We start from the raw sequence: 19,257 nt of genomic DNA on the forward strand, positions 1-19,257 counted from the left end.
GGCGGGATCTGATCCCGCCGTACTTTTTTTATTTTCCCTCGACTTATAAAGGAGGGGATAGTATAATAAAACAGAATATTGAATTGTAAGAAAGAAGGGAAAAGCAGATGAGCAGACCGTATGAAAAACTGGAGAAATGTTATGAATACTACAGATCTGTGACGGATTTTGCCCCGGTGACAGGGCTGATCCTTGGATCCGGTCTGGGAGGATACGCCCGCAACATGCGGGTCATCAAAGAGATCCCGTACAGCGATATTCCAGGATTCCCTGTATCCACAGTCCAGGGACATGAAGGGAAATTCCTGCTGGGATATATTGGAGACGTTCCGGCGGTTGTCATGAAGGGCCGGGTACATTATTATGAAGGTTATCCGATGGAGGAGGTAGTTCTTCCTGTCCGTCTGATGAAACGGATGGGGATCCGGACTCTCTTTGTGACAAATGCTTCCGGCGGCATGAACCGTCAGTTTCAGGTGGGAGATTTTATGCTGATCACGGATCAGATCTCGAGTTTCGTGCCATCGCCTTTGATCGGGGAAAATGTATCGGAGCTGGGAGAGCGTTTCCCGGACATGACACATATCTATGATCCGGAACTGGCGGATGTAATCCGGAAGACGGCGGAGCAGGAAAAAATCCCGCTGAAGGAAGGGGTATACCTGCAGACTTCGGGTCCCAATTTCGAAAGTCCGGCTGAGATCCGGATGTACGCGGCTCTGGGGGCGGACGCTGTGGGGATGAGCACAGCCTGCGAGGCGATCGCGGCCCGCCATGCGGGGGTACGCGTATGCGGGATCTCCTGTATCTCCAATATGGCCAGCGGGATGTCCGACCAGGAACTGAGTCACCTGGATGTGCAGAATGTAGCGGACAGGCGGGCAGGAGAATTCGAGCGGCTGGTCACAAAGAGCATCCAGAAAATAGGACTATGGGAGAAAAGACAATGAAAACAAGGATCTATAACGCAAGAATACTGACGATGGAGCCCGGACGTCCGGTATTTCAGGGAGAAGTACAGATAGTGGACGGCCGGATCACCTGTGTGGGAACTCCTGACAGCGAGAAGACAGACAGCTGGGACGAGGAGATTGACGCAGAAGGCAATCTGATCATGCCCGGATTCAAGGATGCCCACACCCATTCTCCCATGACGTTTCTGCGCTCGTACGCAGATGACATGAAACTTCAGGAATGGCTGTTTGAGAAAGTATTTCCCGCAGAGGCGGAGCTGACCGGGGAAGATATCTACTGGCTGACCAAGCTGGCGGTGATGGAATATCTGACCAGCGGCATCACTTCTGTGTTTGACATGTATAAGAGGAAAGACAGCAGCGCCAGGGCAGTGGAGGAGACCGGCTTCCGGATGGTATTCTGCGGGGATATCAATGATTACGGCGGGACTCTGGAAGAGATGGAGAGGGATTACCTGGATTATAATAAAGACGGGAACAGCCGGCTTTCTTACCAGATCGGTTTCCATGCGGAGTACACCACCAGTCGGGAGCTGATGGAGGGGATCGCCGCTCTCTCTGAAAAATATAAGGCTCCGGTATACGTCCACTGTTCCGAGACAAAAAAGGAAGTGGAAGAGTGCCGCGGCCGTTCGGGGATGAGCCCGGTGGCCTATATGGATTCGCTCGGACTGTTCCGCCATGGCGGCGGACTGTTCCACGGCGTACACATGGATGAGTCAGATTTTGACCTGATCAGAAAACGAGGTCTTTATGTGGTGACGAATCCGGCGTCCAATCTGAAACTGGCAAGCGGGATCGCCCCGGTAAAACGATATCTGGACATGGGGATCCCGGTGGCTGTGGGCACAGACGGACCGGCCAGCAATAACTGTCTGGACATGTTCCGGGAGATGTTCCTTGTCACAGGACTGCAGAAAGTCCTGCGGGATGATCCCGAGGCCGTGCCGGCAATGGATGTGCTGCGGATGGCCGTCCCCACAGGAGCCCATGCCATGGGGCTTGCAGACTGCGATATCCTGGCGGAGGGGAAGCGGGCAGATCTGATCATGATCGATCTGATGCAGCCCAATATGCGGCCGCTCCACAGCATCGAAAAGAATCTCGTGTACAGCGGGAGCAAACAGAATGTGAAGATGACCATGGTGGACGGGAGAGTACTGTATCGGGACGGGATCTTTTATATCGGAGGGGAGCCGGGGGAGATCTATGAGAACGCGGAAAGAATCGCAGACAGGATCCTGGGGGACAGCTGATCTTAGAAACTGAAAACAGAAAACGGGGGAAACGAAAGGGGTACACAAGATGAAAGCAGCAATATTTACGATCGATACTGGAATATACAGAGCAAAAGCACAGAGTGCCGCGGCGTTCTCGCTGAAACGGATGCTGGAACAGGCAGGCTTTGAGGTGAAGGCGGCGGGAGTGCTCCCACAGGAAAAAGAAGTAGTCTCCTCGGTCATGCGGCAGCTGTCGGATTCCGGGGCAGTGGAGCTGATCCTGACCACCGGGGCGGCCGGATGCCGGCCGGATGACTGCGCGCCAGACGCGGCCGCCAGTGTGGCAGATGTGCTGATCCCGGGGATCCCGGAAGCGCTTAGGGCGTACAATCTGAGATACTCAAAGAAGGCCATGCTGGACCGGCTGACCGCGGGGATCCGGAAAAATACTCTGATCATCAATCTGCCGGAAAGCGCGAAGACGGCAAAGGAGGATATGGAATATATCCTTTCGGAGGCGGTACAGGTTCTGGAGGGGCTTCAGTCATGATGAAAGTGACCTATCTCGAGCACAGTGGATTCCTTGTGGAGCTGGAGGACAGCTGTCTGCTGTTTGATTATTACAGGGGGGAACTGCCCGGACTGGATCCGGACAAAAAGATGCTTGTTTTTGTCAGCCACGCCCACTATGACCACTATAACAGGAAAATATTTGACATGTTCGGCGGACGGCCTGATGTACGGTTTATCATATCATCTGATATATATCCGGCAGGCCTTCCTGACCGGGAAGACATTATTTCCGTGGGGCCCGGAGAAGAGTATCCGGTCCTGGATGCTTCTGTGCGGACGCTGCGTTCCAATGACGAAGGCGTGGCATTTGTGGTACACTGCGAAGGAAAAACCATCTATCACGCGGGAGATCTGAACTGGTGGCACTGGAAGGGAGAACCGGAAGCGTTTAATGTTATGATGCGGCGTTCCTATCAGTCCCAGATCAACAAGCTCCAGAATGAAAAGATTGATGTCGCCTTTGTGCCGGTAGATCCCCGTCTGGGAGAGCAGTACTTCTGGGGTCTGGACTGTTTTATGAAACGGGTATGGAGCAGATGGGTATTTCCCATGCATTTCTGGGGGAATTATGAAATCTTTGACCGCCTGGCGCTTGAGAAATCTACGGAAGAATACAGGGACAGGATTGTAAAGATTGAAAGAGCGGGACAGACATTTGTCCTGCAGGAACCGGAAAGAAAAGGAGAGTAACATGCTGGTCAGAATATATACAGACGGCGCGGCCCGCGGGAATCCGGACGGCCCCGGAGGATATGGGACTGTTCTTGAATACGTGGATACAAAGGGGGAGCTTCATGTAAAGGAGATCTCTCAGGGGTATGTCAGGACCACCAATAACCGGATGGAACTGATGGCTGTGATCGCGGGACTGGAGGCTCTGAACCGTCCGTGTACAGTGGAGGTGTATTCAGATTCCCAGTATGTAGTAAACGCGTTTAATCAGCACTGGGTAGACGGATGGCTGAAGAAAGGATGGAAACGGGGGAAAAATGAGCCGGTCAAGAACGTGGATCTCTGGAAACGCCTTCTGAAGGCAAAGGAACCCCACGAGACCAGTTTCCACTGGGTCAGAGGCCATAACGGACATCCTCAGAATGAACGGTGTGATGAACTGGCCACGTCAGCGGCAGATGGAGAAAACCTTATTGAAGACAAAGGGCTTATAAAACTGGACTGGTAAGAAAAAGGATTTCTGGCTATTTTAAACCAAACCATATTTGATATACTCTTTTGTAAGAATTACAGAAGAGAGGGATATCATTATGAAACGGATCGTAACACTGCAGGATATATCCTGCGTAGGATGCTGCTCTATCACGGTGGCGCTGCCCGTAATATCCGCCATGGGCGTGGAGTGCGGGATCCTTCCCACAGCCGTATTATCCAATCATACAATGTTCCGGCAGTTTACCTGCGTGGATCTGTCTGATCAGATCGGACCGATCTCGGACGCATGGGAACAGCAGGAAATTTCATTTGACGGAATCTACACCGGCTATCTGGCCTCGAAAGAACAGTGCGGCCAGATTATAAAGTTTTTCGAACGCTTTGGAGGGGACGGCGTATTGACCGTAGTCGATCCGGCAATGGCGGATGACGGCAGGCTTTATCCGGCATTTGACGATACGTTCCCGGCGGCCATGGCCGAAGTCTGCAGGAAAGCGGACGTGATCCTGCCCAATATTACAGAGGCGTCACTTCTTACCGGGATGCCCTACCGGACCACATACGACCACTCCTATATCCGGGAGCTTCTGGAAAGACTTCTGGAACTGGGATGCGGTACGGCGGTCCTGACCGGTGTCAGCTATGAGCCGGACCGGCTGGGCGTGGCATATCTTGACCGCAGCGGAAAGGGATTTTCTTATTTTACAAAATACTGCGAACAGTCCTATCACGGGACAGGAGATATCTTTGCGTCCACTGTGACGGGCGCGCTGATGAGAGGGCTTGATCTGGGGGATGCACTGTCTTTGGCCGCGGATTATGTCGTGGCCTGTATCGAGGGAACGGCAGCCGCCGGGGAGGCCAGATGGTACGGGGCAGAGTTTGAGCCTCAGATCCCCTGGCTGTGCAGGACGCTTGACAGATACCTGGATCAAAAGAAACAGTAGCAATTTTTATTTTGATATAGTATAATCAAATACTGTGTTAAGTAAGACAGACGATCGCGGCTGCAAGTGCCGAAAGGCCGCAGACGAGGAAAGTCCGGGCTTCACAGGGCAGGATGCCGGATAACGTCCGGTGGAGGTGACTCCAAGGCCAGTGCAACAGAAATAAACCGCCGGGGCAGGCTCTGAAAGTGGAGAAGAGATGCTCTACTTTCAGAACCTGCCCCGGTAAGGGTGGAAAGGCAGTGTAAGAGACTACCGCCTCGCTGGTAACAGAGAGGGCACATGTAAACCCCATCCGAAGCAAGACCGGACAGAAGCAATGTGGCTGCCCGCCACGCTTCAGGTTGGTCGCTTGAGCGCAGCGGTGACGCTGCGTCTAGACAGATGATCGTCCACGACATAACCCGGCTTATCGTCTTGCTTAACACATTTTTTATATCTTTTAATCGTGTCTGTGATATTTTTCTTCGCAGTACTTGCATCTGTAGATCTGATTTTCCTCATCGGTGAGTACAAAGACATGGTCCAGCCCCTGCTCGATGGAAGTGATGCATCTCGGATTCTTGCACCGGATCACATTGCGGATCTCTTTTGGCAGCGTGAGCTGTTTCTTATCTACGATCTCCTCATTTTCAATAATATTAACGGTGATATTGTGGTCAATGAACCCAAGAATGTCCAGATCCATAAAATCGATCGGGCACTCGATCTTCATGATATCTTTTCGTCCCATCTTGCTGCTCCTGGCGTTTTTGATGATGGCCACACAGCAGTCCAGCTTGTCCAGATGAAGATAGCGGTAGATCTCCATACTTTTTCCGGCTTCAATGTGATCCAGTACAAAACCTTCCGAAATACGTCCGACATTGAGTGTATTTTTTACCATATTGTTTTCCCTTTCTTTGCAGAATAAAATCGTTCTGTTCCGTTCCCTGTCTGTGGATGTGACACAGTGATGTCTGTCCGTCAGTCTACATGAATGTCGAGCAGCGTCAGGATCAGAGCCATGCGTACATAGACACCGTACTGTACCTGGCGAAAATATGCCGCCCGGGGATCATCGTCGACTTCGACAGCGATCTCATTGACCCGGGGAAGCGGATGAAGAACATACATATCCTCAGGCGCCAGTTTCATTTTTGCTTTGTCCAGGATGTAGAAATCCTTCATGCGCACATAGTCTTCTTCATTGAAGAACCTTTCCTTCTGGACCCGGGTCATATAGAGGATGTCCAGTGACGGCATTGCTTCTTCCAGGCGGACGACTTCTTTATATGGAATATTGTTCCGGTCCAGAACGTCTTCCCGGATATATCCCGGAAGTCTCAGCTCCTCCGGAGAGATCAGGATAAAGCGGATTCCCTCATACCGTACCAGCGCATTGATCAGAGAATGAACAGTACGTCCGAATTTCAGGTCGCCGCACAGCCCGATCGTCAGGTTATTAAGACGTCCTTTCACATTCCGGATGGTCAGCAGGTCTGTCAGTGTCTGAGTGGGGTGCTGGTGTCCTCCGTCCCCGGCATTGATCACGGGAATGGAAGAGTGCTGGCAAGCCACCATGGGAGCTCCTTCTTTCGGATGCCTCATGGCGCAGATGTCCGCGTAACAGGAGATGGTGCGGATCGTATCAGACACACTCTCTCCCTTTGCCGCGGAGCTGGAATCTGCGGAAGAAAATCCCATGACGCTTCCCCCGAGGTTCAGCATGGCGGCCTCGTGACTCAGACGGGTCCGGGTACTGGGTTCATAGAAGAGGGTCGCCAGTTTCTTTCCTGTACATGCGTGCGAGTATTTTTTCGGATCCGATTCAATATCCTGGGCAAGATCCAGAAGTTTGTCCAGCTCTTCCACAGAAAAGTCCAGCGGGCTCATTAAATGTCTCATAAATAACCTCCTTGCAGGATGCCTGCGCATCCAGTAAATTTATCATTGTACCTGTATATGTAACTGTTGTTTTCAAAAGCCGGTGTTTTTCAGATCTTCTGATCCGGGAAACTCCGTCACCGGTACCGGAGCAGTTCTTCCACCGGTTTCCGCCCGGGGGCCTCAGGGCTGATGTCGGGGTATCCCACAGCGATGAGGGCAGCAAGCTCCTGATCCTTTGGAAGCTCCAGTAATGCTGAGATCCCATCCTCATCAAACACTCCCATGATCACAGTGCCCAGACCTGCCTCCCATGCGGAAAGGCAGAAGCTCTGACAGGCGATCCCGGCATCAAACATCTGCCAGCGATCTCCTTTTTTGGTCGTAAAAGATCCGTCCCGCTCATAACCGCATCTGCCTTTTATAAAAGTGACGGCGACAAGAACGGGCGCCTGACGGATAATATTTGAATTAAACTCCGGGGTGAATTTATCCGCGATCTCTGCAAGAAGAGAAGAATCTTCGATCGCAGTATAGCGGGTGATCTGAGTGTTTTTCCAGGAAGGGGAATAAGAAGCTGATGAAACCACTGATTCGATCTTTAAGTGATCTACAGGGTCCGTTTTAAACTTACGGATACTCCTGCGGGTCTTCATGCATTCCGTAACGTTCATTTTAGTACCTCCCTAAATTCTCCACCTAATCATATACTAAAATGTTTTGATTTTCAACTCTAATCTGTCCGGCCGGCAGTGATTTTTCCACATGGACTGCAACGAATTTAAATCCAGAAGTAGATTTTGACGGGAAAATGTAATATACTAACTGAGTGTATGTGAACGTATAAGCCGCGCGGAGAGCTGGCGCGAAGTACAAGACCAAAAAGATGCGATACGCAGATAAGGGAAAGGGAGAATTTCAATGGCGGCATTGGATGAACTGAGAGACAGACTGGACAGGATAGATGACCAGATGGCGGCACTTTACCAGGAGAGAATGGAAGTCTGCAAAGAGGTCGGAGAATACAAGGTAAAGACAGGACGGAAGGTATTTGACCGGCAGAGGGAGAAGGAAAAGCTGGCGGACGTGGCTTCTAAAATCACCGGAGATTTCAACAAAAAAGGCATACAGGAGCTGTATCAGCAGCTTATGTCCTTGAGCCGGAAACTGCAGTACCAGCAGCTTGTGGAGGCAGGAGCTCTGGGAAGGCTTCCGTTTATCCGTATCGATGATCTGGACAAGAAGAATGCCAGAGTTGTTTTCCAGGGAACGGAAGGAGCATACAGTCAGGCCGCTATGCAGCAGTTTTTCGGGAAAGAAGTAAAATCCTTCCATGTCCGGACTTTTCGGGAAGCCATGGAGGCTATCGAAGAAGGAGCCGCGGATTACGCGGTGCTTCCTATTGAAAATTCCACCGCGGGTCCTGTCATTGAGATGTATGATCTGCTGGATGAGTTTGAGAATTACATTGTGGCAGAGACGATTCTTCCTGTTGTACATACGCTTTCCGGACTGCCCGGAGCGTCGTTGTCTGATATCCGGAGAGTATACTCCAAGACGGAAGCGCTTATGCAGACGACAACATTTCTTGACGAACATCCGGGATGGGAGAGAATGAGTGTAGTCAACACGGCAGTTGCGGCACAGAAGGTGCTCAAAGATCAGGATATGGCTCAGGCGGCTGTCTGCAGTTCCTATGCGGCGGAAGTATATGGGCTTACCGTCCTTGTGGATGACATCAATGATGACGATGACAATTCGACCCGGTTTATCGTGGTGACAAACCAGAAAATCTTCCTCGGGAACGCGTCGAAGATCAGTATCCGGTTCGAGCTGCCCCATCAAAGCGGATCTTTGTACGGGATCCTGTCACATTTTATCTATAATGACCTGAACATGACAAAGATCGAGTCCCGTCCGATCAAGGGCAGACCTTGGGAATACCGTTTTTTTGTGGATTTTGAGGGAAATCTTGAAGACGCGGCAGTGAAGAATGCCATCCGGGGACTGCGGGAAGAGTGTAAGAATCTGAAGATTCTGGGGAATTATTAAAATTCCGAAAACCCGGGAAGGTTCTGTGTAAGAGATACGCACAGACAAAGAGGCGGGAGAAGAAAAAGGAGAAGAACAGAGACATGCGTACCAATGAGCTGATGTTATATAAAAATATGGATTACGGAAATATACTGGAAGATATGACCTTCCTTATGGAGAACCATGGAAGCGTCCGGTATGATAAAGAAGAATTGAGAAGCCGGCTTTTTATCTGTGTCAATGAACTGCTGGAACTTTCGGTAAGCCATGGATTCTACGGGAATCTTTGGCATACGTATCTGACTTTCCTTCTGGTAAATGACGAAAACGCCTACAGCACTTCCTGTGAGATCGTTGGAGAAGTGGATGGGAGTATCAATGAGATTGCCCTTCATGATTTCGGGGTATTCAAAGAGCTGTTTGATTATGACTTTTCTATTCTTGAAAAGGATCTTCAGGCAGGCTGCATCGGTGTGCTTCTGACTTATGAAAATACATCCGGCAGCGGAAAAGTATTCAACCGCCGGATCCGTGACAGGATCTGTACTCTGGCCGTTTCTCTTAAGAGCGCGGCAGACGCGGAGGATTTCAAGGGGAAAATGACCCAGTTCTACCGGGAATTCGGTGTGGGAAAACTGGGACTTCACAAAGCCTTTCGGGTCGAACATCCGAAGGGACAGAAGATGGAGATCGTTCCCATTACGAATATCGCCCATGTACATCTGGATGATCTGGTGGGATATGAGATCGCGAAGAAGAAACTGATCGAGAATACAGAAGCTTTTGTGAGGGGCAGAAAAGCGAACAACTGCCTTCTGTTCGGGGACGCGGGGACAGGAAAGTCTTCCTCCATCAAAGCAATCCTGAACCAGTATTATGATCAGGGACTCCGGATGATCGAAATCTACAAGCATCAGTTCCAGGATCTGAATGATGTGATCGCCCAGATCAAGAACAGGAATTATAAATTTATCATCTATATGGATGATCTGTCTTTTGAAGAATTTGAAATCGAATACAAATATCTGAAGGCTGTCATCGAGGGCGGGCTTGAGCGCAGGCCGGAAAATGTACTGATCTATGCCACCTCCAACCGCCGTCATCTGATCCGTGAGACGTTTAAGGACAAGGCGGACCGGGATGAAGAACTGCACACCAATGATACGGTCCAGGAGAAACTTTCCCTTGTCGCAAGGTTCGGCGTGACCATCTACTTCGGATCTCCCGACAAGAAAGAATTTCAGGAGATCGTGCGGGTTCTGGCCCGCAGGGGCGGAGTGGACATGCCGGAAGAAGAACTGCTTCTGGAGGCGAACAAGTGGGAGCTCTCCCACGGAGGTCTGTCAGGCAGAACAGCGCAGCAGTTTGTGGACTATCTTCTGGGAAAAGAATGATCAGAACGCGGGATCAGAGAACTTCCTGTATGCCGCTGATATCGCTGTCGATCACCATGGAGTAATTCGTATAATATACGACGAAGCCGGGCTTTGCCCCTCTGGGTTTCTTGACCTGCTTTTTCTCCACATAATCGATCTCCACTTTGCTGCTTCCCCGCATACTGGAATAATAGGCTGCCAGGCGGGCAGCCTCTTCAAAGGTGGAATCCGGAAGCTCTTCCCCGTTGGTCTTTACGATCACGTGGGAACCGGGAGCCTGTTTGGCGTGGAACCACCAGTCATTGCCGACGGCGAAACTGAAGGTGAGCTCATCATTCTGGAGATTATTTTTCCCCACGTACATATGGTATCCGTCACGGGAGATATAGTGCAGAGGGGTATTCTTGATCTTGATTTTTTTGCGGGCCGCTTTCTGCTTCATATATCCGGCATTTACAAGTTCTTCTTTAATGCCGGCAAGATCATCTTCGCCACGGGCGATGTCAAGAGATGTCTGTACGGATTCCAGATAGTCGATTTCTTCCTTGGTTTCTACACAGAGTCTGGACAGGGCCTCAAAGGTGCGCTTTTGCTTATTGTATTTGGCAAAATATCTCTGGGCATTCTCCCGGGCAGTCTTTGTCGGATCCAGAGGAATGGTCACAGGTCTGTCTGTATAATAATTTACGGCACGGAGTTCTTTTGCCCCCTCGGCCGTGTTGTAGCCGTACGTATTGATCAGTTCTCCATAGACTTTGTACTTCTCCCGGCCTTCGGTATCCTTCAGCTGACGGATCTGAAGGTCGTATTTTTTTCTGCTGCGTTCCAGCGCGGTCTGAACGATATGGCGCAGATCGGCAGATTTCTGACGAATGCGGGTGATCGTGCTGCGGGAGGCATAATAGTTACGGATGACTTCCGATATCGAGTCCATTTCCTTTCTGGTATAGGTGGAGAAATGGGTCATCGGCAGAGCGGCAAACTCTTTCGGCTCACGCCCGTCATAATAAATAGCAGGCGAGAAGTTCCCATCCTTTACCGCAGAAAGATAAATCTGGAACTGGGTATACAGATGAAAAAGGATATCTTCCGAGTATTCCTGCGCCGGAACGGAAGGATCCAGTCCCGCCAGATGGCAGATCTCCTCAGCCGTTACAGGGCTGATCCCGGTGAAACTGGTGTAGACCGCTTTGGCCAGCGGCATGGGCTTCCCAGTGAGCAGATCCGGGAATTCCTCCCGGGAGACTGTCAGAGGATCCGCCTTGTGCATGGTGTCCGGAATAAAATATTCCCGTCCGGGCAGGACCTCCCGCACGGAGCTGACATGGGCGGAGACGTGCTTGATGCTGTCAATGATCTTCCCGTCTTCTGAGCAGAAGATGATATTGCTGTGTTTTCCCATGATCTCCGCGATCAGATCTTTGCGGGAGAGATCCCCCATTTCATTCAGGTGTTCAACTGTAATGACGATGATCCTCTCCAGCCCGGGCTGGCGGATATCCACGATCCGTCCGTTGTTGATATGTTTGCGCAGCAGCATGCAGAAATTGGGCGCCGCGGTCGGACCGGGCCTGTTCGTATCTGTCAGGCAGATCAGAGGAAGCGACGCGTTGGCCGAGATCAGGAGGCGCTTCTGACCCGCGGGAGATTTTAAGGTGAGCAAAAGCTCCTCGTTTTCGGGCTGAGCGATCTTTGCGATACGTCCGTTTATCAGTTCTTTTTTTAATTCGTGGACAAGGGATGCCACGACGATTCCATCAAATGCCATAACTATTTCTCCGTTTTTGTTTCTGTTATAGAGTATAACACAACTGTTACAGGAGAAAAAGAGCTGTTGACCATTTGTGCGGCCAGGAGGTATAATACAGAATGTATTCTGGACAGTTATGTATATAGATAAGTAGAATGACAGAGGATGATAAAATATGATAAAGAGCATGACAGGTTTCGGCAGGTGCGAGGTACAGAAAAATGAGAGGAAATTTACAGTCGAGATAAAGAGTGTGAACCATCGCTATCTGGATGTAAACATCCGAATGCCGAAAAAACTGAATTTCTTTGAGACTTCGATCCGGTCGCTTTTAAAATCCTACGCGGCCAGGGGAAAGGTGGATATCTTTATTACTTATGAGGATCTTTCTCAGTCACAGGTCTCTGTGAAATACAATCGGGCTCTGGCGGCGGAATATCTGGGGTATTTAAGACAGATGGAAGAAGAGTTCGGCCTGGAAAATGACGTCCGTGTTTCCATACTCTCCCGCTTCCCTGAAATATTTACCATGGAAGAACAGAGCGAGGACGAGGAGGAACTCTGGAATGGACTGAAAGAAGCGCTTGAAGGAGCTTTTGTCCAGTTTGTAGAGACGAGAAAAGCTGAAGGAGAGAACCTGAAGCAGGATATTCTTGCCAAGCTGGATTATCTGGGCGGGCAGGTCTCATTTATAGAAGAGCGTTCTCCGCAGATTGTCGCGGAATACCGGGCCAGGCTGGAAGAGAAGATGAAAGAGTTCCTTGCTGACACACAGATCGAGGAAGGCCGGATCGCGGCAGAAGTGATCCTTTTCGCAGATAAAATCTGTACAGACGAAGAAGTCGTCCGTCTGAAGAGTCATATCCAGCATATGAAAAATACCCTGGAGGAAGAAGAGGGAATCGGCAGAAAGCTTGATTTTATCGCTCAGGAGATGAACCGGGAGGCCAACACGATCCTGTCCAAAGCAAATGATATTGAAGTGTCCGACTGCGCGATCAGTCTGAAGACAGAGATCGAGAAGATCAGGGAGCAGATCCAGAATATCGAATAAAAGGAAGAGAGTTATGGAAAGAAAAGGAATTTTAACGGTCGTCTCCGGTTTTTCCGGATCGGGCAAGGGAACATTGATGAAAAAGCTTCTGGGAAAATATCCGGATACATATGCGCTTTCTGTTTCCGCTACGACAAGAGCCCCCAGAGACGGAGAACAGCATGGAAGAGAATACTTTTTCATCACAAAAGATGAATTTGAAAAAATGATTGCCAAAGGCGAACTGATAGAGTATGCTAGATACGTGGAAAATTACTACGGGACGCCGAAAAGATATGTCGAGGAACAGCTGGCAGAAGGAAAAGACGTGATCCTGGAGATCGAGATCCAGGGCGCGCTGAAAGTCAGAGGGACATTTCCGGATACGCTGCTTCTGTTTGTCACGCCGCCCAGTGCAAAAGAGCTGAGAAAACGGCTGGTGGGCAGGGGGACGGAGACCATGGAGGTGATCCGATCCAGGATAGCCCGCGCGTGCGAAGAGGCAGAAGGAATGGACCGTTACGACTATCTGATCATTAACGATGATCTGGATACCTGTGTGGAGGAAATGCACGCAATTATCCAGGGAGAACACCACAGAAGCTTCCGTAATGAAGCATTTGTAAAGATAATTAAAGAAGATTTGAGAAAATTGTGACACTGCAAAGTGCGTCCTGTGCCGGGAACAACCCGGCAGAGGAAAGAAAGGAGAAGAGAAAAATATGCTGCATCCATCATACACAGATCTGATGAAAGTAGTAAACAAAGATGTCGAGGAAGGAGAGACTAAGATTGTCAACAGCCGGTATTCCATCGTGATGGCCACATCCAAGCGGGCAAGGCAGATCATAGCGGGCGATATTCCTCTTGTTGACGCGAAAGAGGGGGAGAAGCCGTTGTCTATTGCCATTGAAGAGCTGAATGAAGGCAAATTAAAGATCATGGCGGAGAACGCGGGAGAGTAGAAAAGACAGGGCAGATGCACATGTGGTATCTGCCTTTTTTGGAGGAGTGATATGAAGATACTGTTTATCTCTCTTGGATGCGATAAAAACCTTGTGGATACCGAATTTATGCTGGGTCTGCTGGCATCCAGAGGATATGAGATGACAGATGACGAGGCGGAGGCCGACATCATCGTGATCAATACCTGCTGCTTTATTCATGACGCCAAGGAAGAGAGCATCCGGAACATTCTGGATATGGCAGAATATAAAAAACAGGGGAAGGTGAAAGCTATCATCGTGACAGGCTGCCTGGCGGAGCGGTACAGGCAGGAGATCCTGGATGAGATTCCGGAGGTGGATGAAGTGCTGGGCACGACGGCCTATGACCGGATTCTGGACGCGGTGGACCGGGCGCTTGACGGACAACATTCCGTTATACTCTCTGATATCAATGCCCTTCCTCTGCCGGAGACGAAACGGCTGGTGACCACAGGCGGCCACTTCGCCTATCTGAAGATCGCGGAGGGATGCGATAAGCACTGCACTTACTGTATCATACCGAAAATCCGGGGGAATTTCCGCAGCGTGCCCATGGAACGTTTAATAAAAGAGGCGAAAGCGCTGGCAGAACAGGGGGTCCGGGAGCTGATCCTTGTGGCTCAGGAGACAACGCTCTACGGAATGGACCTGTACGGAGAAAAATCACTGCACAAACTTCTAAGAGAGCTTTGCCGCATCAGCGGATTTAACTGGATCCGCATCCTTTACTGTTATCCGGAGGAAATCACAGATGATCTGATCCGGGTGATGAAAGAAGAACCGAAGATCTGCCATTATCTGGACCTTCCGATCCAGCATGCCAACGATCAGATCCTGAAGCGGATGGGGAGGAGAACCTCCAAACAGGAACTGGTGGATATTATCGAAAAACTGCGGCGCGAGATTCCCGATATCTGTCTGCGTACCACGCTGATCACCGGATTTCCCGGAGAGACGGACGAGCAGCATGAGGAGCTGATGGAATTTGTAGATGAGATGGAATTTGACCGGCTGGGCGTGTTTACGTATTCTCCCGAGGAAGGGACCCCTGCGGCCGGGATGCCGGACCAGATCGATGAACAGGTGAAAGAGGAACGCCAGGCCAGGCTGATGGAACTTCAGCAGGAGATTGCCTTTGAAAATGCCGGGGAAATGACAGGCAGGGAAGTACTGGTGATGATCGAAGGAAAGGTGGCGGATGAGAATGTTTACGTGGGGAGAACTTACCGGGATGCTCCAAACGTGGACGGACTGATTTTTATCAATACGGATGAGGAACTGTTGTCCGGCGACTTTGCGAAAGTGAAAGTAACCGGGGCTGTAGATTATGATCTGATAGGAGAATTGATATGAACTTACCAAACAAACTGACTGTATTAAGAGTAATCCTGGTGCCGTTCTTTGTGTTTTTCATGCTTACGGATGTGGGCGGCGCCGCCAACAAATGGATCGCGCTGGGGCTTTTTATTATTGCCAGCCTGACGGATATGCTGGACGGAAAGATCGCCAGAAAGTATAACCTGGTGACTAATTTCGGGAAATTTATGGATCCGCTGGCAGATAAGCTTCTTGTCTGCTCTGCCATGATCTGTCTGATCCCCGCCGGGAAACTGGACGCGGTCATTGTTATTGTTATTATCGCAAGAGAGTTTATCATCAGCGGATTCCGGCTTGTGGCTTCTGATAATGGGATCGTTATCGCGGCCAGTTACTGGGGCAAATTCAAGACGGTATTCCAGATGCTGATGATTATCGTGCTCATCGCGGACTTTGGCGGTGTGTTTGATCTGGTGGGAACGGTTCTGATCTGGATTGCCACGGCGCTGACAGTTATTTCCCTGATCGATTATGTCTGGAAGAACCGTCAGGTACTTACCCAGGGCGGGATGTAGAATGCCGGTACAGTGACGGAAGAACGAAAAGCCAAGTGGCAGAGATGAATAGAAATTGAAAAAACCGGGAGGAGTCAAGAGATGGATCTTGGGTGGAGACTGGCAGAGCGGGTATCCGAAGAAAAAAGCCTGGAAGAGACAGTGGTGGAGCTCCTGGCAAAGAACAGGCTGTCCGTGACGACCGCAGAATCATGTACCGGAGGTCTGATCGCCGGAACGATCGTCAACGTGGCAGGGGCTTCTGATGTGCTGAATGAAGGGTATGTGACCTACTCCAATGAAGCAAAAGAGCGGCTTGTAGGGGTCAGACACGAGACCCTTGAAAGATTCGGGGCGGTCAGCGAAGAGACTGCCAGGGAGATGGCGGAAGGAGCCGCCCGAAGAGCAGGGGCAGACGCTGCCCTGAGCGCCACCGGGATCGCAGGACCCGGAGGCGGAACAGAAGAAAAACCGGTGGGTCTGGTGTATATTGGCTGCTGTCTGAAGGGAAAGACCATGGTAAAAAAATGTCATTTTGCCGGAAACCGGTCGGAAAACCGGCTGGATACAGTCCGGGCGGCGCTTACCATGCTCAAAGAGGCGATACAGGACATGTGTCCTTCAGGCAAAGATCCGGTGCAGGCTGAAAAGACAGGAAAGGCCGGAAAAGATTGAGAAAAAACAGACAAACTCATGATTGACGAATATTGTAAATTGTGCGAAAATAGCTTATATATGGTGTGGATGAGGCTGTGTGCGGCAGGTGGCGCGCGGCTGGCCCGCGCAGACAGTTCGGTGGAGAAATAACAAAAGCACGGGACTGTCGATTTTTGTGCGAAAATAGTCCTATACCGTATAAGGAAGAAAATCATACATATTGAAAGGAGTTTTAACATGATTTATTCACATGAAGTAGAAATGATGTGCCCGGTAGCACAGGGCGCAAATCACGGACCAGCTCCAATCCCGGAAGAGGCGAAATGGGTACAGGCAAAGGAGATCAAGGATATTTCCGGTCTGACACACGGCGTAGGCTGGTGTGCACCTCAGCAGGGAACCTGCAAACTGACCCTGAATGTGAAAGACGGTATCATTCAGGAGGCGCTGGTAGAGACAATCGGATGTTCAGGCATGACACATTCTGCAGCTATGGCATCTGAGATCCTTCCGGGAAAGACTATTTTAGAGGCACTGAACACAGACCTTGTCTGTGATGCGATCAATACAGCAATGAGAGAACTGTTCCTTCAGATCGTATACGGAAGAACACAGAGCGCGTTTTCTGAGGACGGGCTTCCGATCGGAGCAGGACTGGAAGACCTTGGAAAAGGACTTCGTTCTCAGGTTGGTACAATGTACGGTACATTGGCGAAAGGTCCCCGTTACCTTGAGATGGCAGAGGGCTATGTAACAGGTATTGCTCTGGATGAGAACAATGAGATCATCGGATATCAGTTCGTAAGCCTTGGGAAATTTACGGACTTCATCAAAGCTGGCGATACACCGAACGATGCCTGGGAGAAGGCAAAAGGACAGTATGGCCGTGTGGACGATGCAGTGAAGATCATTGACCCGCGTAAAGAGTAGGCGCGGCAGTTAGATTGTTCTTAATCGAAAATCTCAGGAAAGGTAAATAATCAGGAGGATATATAAATGGCTTTATTTGAATCTTATGAAAGAAGAATTGATAAAATCAATGAAGTTTTAAACAGCTACGGCATCGCTTCCCTGGAAGAGGCTGAAAAGATTACAAAGGATGCCGGACTGGACGTTTATAATCAGATCAAGGGGATCCAGCCGATCTGTTTTGAGAACGCATGCTGGGCATATATTACAGGCGCTGCGATCGCCATCAAGAAAGGCTGTACAAGAGCTGCAGACGCTGCCGCTGCTATCGGAGAAGGCCTGCAGGCATTCTGTATCCCGGGATCTGTGGCTGATCAGCGTAAAGTAGGACTTGGCCATGGAAATCTCGGAAAGATGCTTCTCGAGGAGTCGACAGACTGTTTCTGTTTCCTGGCCGGACATGAGTCCTTCGCAGCGGCAGAGGGCGCGATCGGGATTGCGGAGAAGGCAAACAAGGTCCGCAAGAAACCTCTTCGTGTTATCCTCAACGGACTTGGAAAAGACGCTGCAAAGATCATTTCCAGGATCAATGGATTTACATATGTACAGACAGAGTATGACTACTATACCGGGGAACTGAAAGAAGTTTCCAGGACAGCTTATTCTGACGGACTTCGTTCAAAAGTAAACTGCTATGGCGCGAATGATGTCCGCGAGGGTGTTGCGATTATGTGGAAAGAAGGCGTGGATGTTTCTATTACAGGTAATTCTACGAACCCGACCCGTTTCCAGCATCCGGTTGCAGGCACATATAAGAAAGAGTGCGTAGAGGCAGGGAAGAAATATTTCTCTGTTGCGTCAGGCGGTGGTACAGGACGTACCCTTCATCCGGACAATATGGCGGCAGGACCGGCTTCTTACGGTATGACAGATACAATGGGACGTATGCATTCTGACGCACAGTTTGCAGGATCCTCATCTGTACCGGCTCATGTTGAGATGATGGGTCTGATCGGTGCAGGAAATAACCCGATGGTGGGTATGACTGTTGCAGTGGCAGTTGCCATTGAGGAAGCTGCTAAGGCTGGCAAGTTCTAAAAAATCCAGTAAAATCAAGGGTTTCCGTTGATGCAAAAAGTCAGCGGGAGCCCTTAATTTTGCCACGTAGCACACAGATAGCACACAAGTAGCACACAAGCGGTAGCACACAAATTTTCACATATAAAAAGGATACGGAATTAAGCCGCATCCTCTAGTGTTTGCCTGTTGTATATATGTAGTCTATATAGTCATATACTGATTGTTTATGTTTATCATTAATTTTTTCTATCTTTTCTATACATTCCTCAGTATCATTATCCACTACAAATAAATGAAAATTCAATACATTACATATCTTTGCAATCGTAGATAGTTTGATATCCTTTCTTTCCCCATATAAAATTGATTGTAAATTCCTATATGATATGTCGCACTGAATTGCCATTTCTGTCATGTCCCAGTGCCTTTTTTCCATTTCTTTTATAATAAGACATCTTAGATTTTCAAGGAATGATGACCCTTTTATATCTTCCATTTTCAACCTCTCCTTTTATTCTTTGAGCAATTTAAATTTCATTTTTCCGTTTGTGAGATTAAACTTTCTCATTTCTCTTTCCAATAATTCATTATCATCAATGTCAAATATATCAGCATAAGAGATATGAGCGTTCTCGCAGATTTTAATAAAAGTAGAAAAGTTAATATCGTTTACATTTCCGTTTACAATATTGCACATCCCATGGTAAGAAATATGGCACATAGTTGACAATTGAGCTATACTCCAGTGATTTTCGTCCATTTTACTTATAAGTTCACTACTTAGTCTTGACAAATATTTTTTCATGGCTTATGT

22 protein-coding genes and 1 other RNA gene are annotated in these 19,257 nt (G+C 49.4%); 17 read left to right on the top strand and 6 right to left on the bottom strand.

All coding sequences use genetic code 11. The annotated features are described in order from the left end of the window. Positions 1-107: 107 nt before the first annotated feature. The 7 genes from BQ7367_RS11250 to rnpB all read left to right on the top strand — a co-directional run bounded on the left by BQ7367_RS11250 (position 108) and on the right by rnpB (position 5,309). Positions 108-950: a purine-nucleoside phosphorylase gene (locus tag BQ7367_RS11250; protein WP_072525514.1), complete on the top strand. Its 843-nt coding sequence runs from the start codon at positions 108-110 to the stop codon at positions 948-950. Continuing rightward, positions 947-2,230: an amidohydrolase family protein gene (locus BQ7367_RS11255; protein WP_072525515.1), complete on the top strand. Its 1,284-nt coding sequence runs from the start codon at positions 947-949 to the stop codon at positions 2,228-2,230. The genes BQ7367_RS11250 and BQ7367_RS11255 overlap by 4 nt, the downstream gene beginning before the upstream one ends. Before the next feature lie 49 nt (positions 2,231-2,279). After that, complete coding sequence (locus BQ7367_RS11260; protein WP_072525516.1) at positions 2,280-2,744, top strand: MogA/MoaB family molybdenum cofactor biosynthesis protein; 465 nt, start codon at positions 2,280-2,282, stop codon at positions 2,742-2,744. After that, a complete protein-coding gene (locus BQ7367_RS11265; RefSeq protein ID WP_072525517.1) occupies positions 2,741-3,457 on the top strand; it encodes an MBL fold metallo-hydrolase in 717 nt (238 codons plus the stop codon). The genes BQ7367_RS11260 and BQ7367_RS11265 overlap by 4 nt, the downstream gene beginning before the upstream one ends. Before the next feature lies 1 nt (position 3,458). Further along, positions 3,459-3,947, top strand: coding sequence for a ribonuclease HI (gene rnhA, locus BQ7367_RS11270; protein WP_072525518.1), 489 nt, complete (start codon positions 3,459-3,461; stop codon positions 3,945-3,947). An 82-nt stretch (positions 3,948-4,029) separates the two neighbouring features. After that, positions 4,030-4,881 carry a pyridoxamine kinase gene (locus tag BQ7367_RS11275; RefSeq protein WP_072525519.1) on the top strand — a complete coding sequence of 284 codons (852 nt, stop codon included), beginning with the start codon at positions 4,030-4,032 and terminating at the stop codon, positions 4,879-4,881. Positions 4,882-4,919: 38 nt separating this feature from the next. Further along, positions 4,920-5,309, top strand: an RNA gene (gene rnpB, locus BQ7367_RS11280) — RNase P RNA component class A. Positions 5,310-5,323: 14 nt separating this feature from the next. Here the strand turns inward: rnpB and BQ7367_RS11285 are convergent. The 3 genes from BQ7367_RS11285 to BQ7367_RS11295 all read right to left on the bottom strand — a co-directional run bounded on the left by BQ7367_RS11285 (position 5,324) and on the right by BQ7367_RS11295 (position 7,421). Next, on the bottom strand, positions 5,324-5,767 hold the full coding sequence (locus BQ7367_RS11285) for an aspartate carbamoyltransferase regulatory subunit (RefSeq protein WP_072525520.1): 444 nt from the start codon (positions 5,765-5,767) through the stop codon (positions 5,324-5,326). 80 nt (positions 5,768-5,847) lie between these two features. Then, positions 5,848-6,768, bottom strand: coding sequence for an aspartate carbamoyltransferase (gene pyrB, locus BQ7367_RS11290; RefSeq protein WP_072525521.1), 921 nt, complete (start codon positions 6,766-6,768; stop codon positions 5,848-5,850). 116 nt (positions 6,769-6,884) lie between these two features. Further along, complete coding sequence (locus tag BQ7367_RS11295; protein WP_072525522.1) at positions 6,885-7,421, bottom strand: nitroreductase family protein; 537 nt, start codon at positions 7,419-7,421, stop codon at positions 6,885-6,887. Between the two features lie 247 nt (positions 7,422-7,668). Between BQ7367_RS11295 and pheA the strand changes: the two genes are divergently transcribed. After that, the gene (gene pheA / locus BQ7367_RS11300; RefSeq protein WP_072525523.1) at positions 7,669-8,799 is read left to right on the top strand and encodes a prephenate dehydratase; all 1,131 of its coding nucleotides are present in this window, start codon (positions 7,669-7,671) and stop codon (positions 8,797-8,799) included. A 101-nt stretch (positions 8,800-8,900) separates the two neighbouring features. Beyond that, entirely contained in the window at positions 8,901-10,175 is a 1,275-nt protein-coding gene (locus BQ7367_RS11305) for an ATP-binding protein (RefSeq protein ID WP_442855378.1), read from the top strand. 13 nt (positions 10,176-10,188) lie between these two features. Here BQ7367_RS11305 and BQ7367_RS11310 read toward each other — a convergent pair whose 3' ends face one another. After that, positions 10,189-11,925, bottom strand: a complete 1,737-nt coding sequence (locus BQ7367_RS11310; RefSeq protein ID WP_072525525.1) for an Rqc2 family fibronectin-binding protein — start codon at positions 11,923-11,925, stop codon at positions 10,189-10,191. Between the two features lie 157 nt (positions 11,926-12,082). On the opposite strand from BQ7367_RS11310, the gene BQ7367_RS11315 reads away from it, so the two are divergent. From BQ7367_RS11315 to BQ7367_RS11350, 8 genes are all read left to right on the top strand, one after another. Continuing rightward, positions 12,083-12,961: a YicC/YloC family endoribonuclease gene (locus BQ7367_RS11315; protein ID WP_072525526.1), complete on the top strand. Its 879-nt coding sequence runs from the start codon at positions 12,083-12,085 to the stop codon at positions 12,959-12,961. 13 nt (positions 12,962-12,974) lie between these two features. After that, entirely contained in the window at positions 12,975-13,598 is a 624-nt protein-coding gene (gene gmk, locus BQ7367_RS11320) for a guanylate kinase (protein ID WP_072525527.1), read from the top strand. Between the two features lie 64 nt (positions 13,599-13,662). Beyond that, positions 13,663-13,905: a DNA-directed RNA polymerase subunit omega gene (rpoZ, locus tag BQ7367_RS11325; protein WP_072525528.1), complete on the top strand. Its 243-nt coding sequence runs from the start codon at positions 13,663-13,665 to the stop codon at positions 13,903-13,905. Positions 13,906-13,956: 51 nt separating this feature from the next. Then, complete coding sequence (rimO, locus tag BQ7367_RS11330; protein WP_072525529.1) at positions 13,957-15,279, top strand: 30S ribosomal protein S12 methylthiotransferase RimO; 1,323 nt, start codon at positions 13,957-13,959, stop codon at positions 15,277-15,279. Beyond that, on the top strand, positions 15,276-15,818 hold the full coding sequence (pgsA, locus tag BQ7367_RS11335) for a CDP-diacylglycerol--glycerol-3-phosphate 3-phosphatidyltransferase (protein ID WP_072525530.1): 543 nt from the start codon (positions 15,276-15,278) through the stop codon (positions 15,816-15,818). Before rimO ends, pgsA begins: the two co-directional genes overlap by 4 nt. Positions 15,819-15,899: 81 nt before the next feature. Further along, positions 15,900-16,472: a CinA family protein gene (locus BQ7367_RS11340; protein WP_072525531.1), complete on the top strand. Its 573-nt coding sequence runs from the start codon at positions 15,900-15,902 to the stop codon at positions 16,470-16,472. A gap of 219 nt (positions 16,473-16,691) precedes the next feature. Then, positions 16,692-17,384, top strand: a complete 693-nt coding sequence (locus tag BQ7367_RS11345) for an iron-sulfur cluster assembly scaffold protein (RefSeq protein WP_072525532.1) — start codon at positions 16,692-16,694, stop codon at positions 17,382-17,384. A 66-nt stretch (positions 17,385-17,450) separates the two neighbouring features. Further along, the gene (locus BQ7367_RS11350) at positions 17,451-18,461 is read left to right on the top strand and encodes a GGGtGRT protein (protein ID WP_072525533.1); all 1,011 of its coding nucleotides are present in this window, start codon (positions 17,451-17,453) and stop codon (positions 18,459-18,461) included. 154 nt (positions 18,462-18,615) lie between these two features. Here the strand turns inward: BQ7367_RS11350 and BQ7367_RS11355 are convergent, their stop codons facing one another. Together BQ7367_RS11355 and BQ7367_RS11360 are read right to left on the bottom strand one after the other, a co-directional pair. Beyond that, positions 18,616-18,939, bottom strand: coding sequence for a helix-turn-helix domain-containing protein (locus BQ7367_RS11355; RefSeq protein ID WP_072525534.1), 324 nt, complete (start codon positions 18,937-18,939; stop codon positions 18,616-18,618). A 15-nt stretch (positions 18,940-18,954) separates the two neighbouring features. Then, positions 18,955-19,248 (bottom strand): helix-turn-helix domain-containing protein, encoded by a 294-nt coding sequence (locus BQ7367_RS11360; RefSeq protein ID WP_143142986.1) that lies wholly within the window; start codon positions 19,246-19,248, stop codon positions 18,955-18,957. Positions 19,249-19,257 lie beyond the last annotated feature (9 nt).

The organism is Clostridium sp. Marseille-P3244, assembly GCF_900120155.1.
GTDB lineage: Bacteria > Bacillota > Clostridia > Lachnospirales > Lachnospiraceae > Mediterraneibacter.

Bases quoted from the DNA above. Each gene is read 5' to 3' on its own strand.
- BQ7367_RS11250 (WP_072525514.1), top strand. From the start codon at position 108: ATGAGCAGACCGTATGAAAAACTGGAGAAATGTTATGAATACTACAGA.
- BQ7367_RS11255 (WP_072525515.1), top strand. From the start codon at position 947: ATGAAAACAAGGATCTATAACGCAAGAATACTGACGATGGAGCCCGGA.
- BQ7367_RS11260 (WP_072525516.1), top strand. From the start codon at position 2,280: ATGAAAGCAGCAATATTTACGATCGATACTGGAATATACAGAGCAAAA.
- BQ7367_RS11265 (WP_072525517.1), top strand. From the start codon at position 2,741: ATGATGAAAGTGACCTATCTCGAGCACAGTGGATTCCTTGTGGAGCTG.
- rnhA (WP_072525518.1), top strand. From the start codon at position 3,459: ATGCTGGTCAGAATATATACAGACGGCGCGGCCCGCGGGAATCCGGAC.
- BQ7367_RS11275 (WP_072525519.1), top strand. From the start codon at position 4,030: ATGAAACGGATCGTAACACTGCAGGATATATCCTGCGTAGGATGCTGC.
- BQ7367_RS11285 (WP_072525520.1), bottom strand. From the start codon at position 5,767: ATGGTAAAAAATACACTCAATGTCGGACGTATTTCGGAAGGTTTTGTA.
- pyrB (WP_072525521.1), bottom strand. From the start codon at position 6,768: ATGAGACATTTAATGAGCCCGCTGGACTTTTCTGTGGAAGAGCTGGAC.
- BQ7367_RS11295 (WP_072525522.1), bottom strand. From the start codon at position 7,421: ATGAACGTTACGGAATGCATGAAGACCCGCAGGAGTATCCGTAAGTTT.
- pheA (WP_072525523.1), top strand. From the start codon at position 7,669: ATGGCGGCATTGGATGAACTGAGAGACAGACTGGACAGGATAGATGAC.
- BQ7367_RS11305 (WP_442855378.1), top strand. From the start codon at position 8,901: ATGTTATATAAAAATATGGATTACGGAAATATACTGGAAGATATGACC.
- BQ7367_RS11310 (WP_072525525.1), bottom strand. From the start codon at position 11,925: ATGGCATTTGATGGAATCGTCGTGGCATCCCTTGTCCACGAATTAAAA.
- BQ7367_RS11315 (WP_072525526.1), top strand. From the start codon at position 12,083: ATGATAAAGAGCATGACAGGTTTCGGCAGGTGCGAGGTACAGAAAAAT.
- gmk (WP_072525527.1), top strand. From the start codon at position 12,975: ATGGAAAGAAAAGGAATTTTAACGGTCGTCTCCGGTTTTTCCGGATCG.
- rpoZ (WP_072525528.1), top strand. From the start codon at position 13,663: ATGCTGCATCCATCATACACAGATCTGATGAAAGTAGTAAACAAAGAT.
- rimO (WP_072525529.1), top strand. From the start codon at position 13,957: ATGAAGATACTGTTTATCTCTCTTGGATGCGATAAAAACCTTGTGGAT.
- pgsA (WP_072525530.1), top strand. From the start codon at position 15,276: ATGAACTTACCAAACAAACTGACTGTATTAAGAGTAATCCTGGTGCCG.
- BQ7367_RS11340 (WP_072525531.1), top strand. From the start codon at position 15,900: ATGGATCTTGGGTGGAGACTGGCAGAGCGGGTATCCGAAGAAAAAAGC.
- BQ7367_RS11345 (WP_072525532.1), top strand. From the start codon at position 16,692: ATGATTTATTCACATGAAGTAGAAATGATGTGCCCGGTAGCACAGGGC.
- BQ7367_RS11350 (WP_072525533.1), top strand. From the start codon at position 17,451: ATGGCTTTATTTGAATCTTATGAAAGAAGAATTGATAAAATCAATGAA.
- BQ7367_RS11355 (WP_072525534.1), bottom strand. From the start codon at position 18,939: ATGGAAGATATAAAAGGGTCATCATTCCTTGAAAATCTAAGATGTCTT.
- BQ7367_RS11360 (WP_143142986.1), bottom strand. From the start codon at position 19,248: ATGAAAAAATATTTGTCAAGACTAAGTAGTGAACTTATAAGTAAAATG.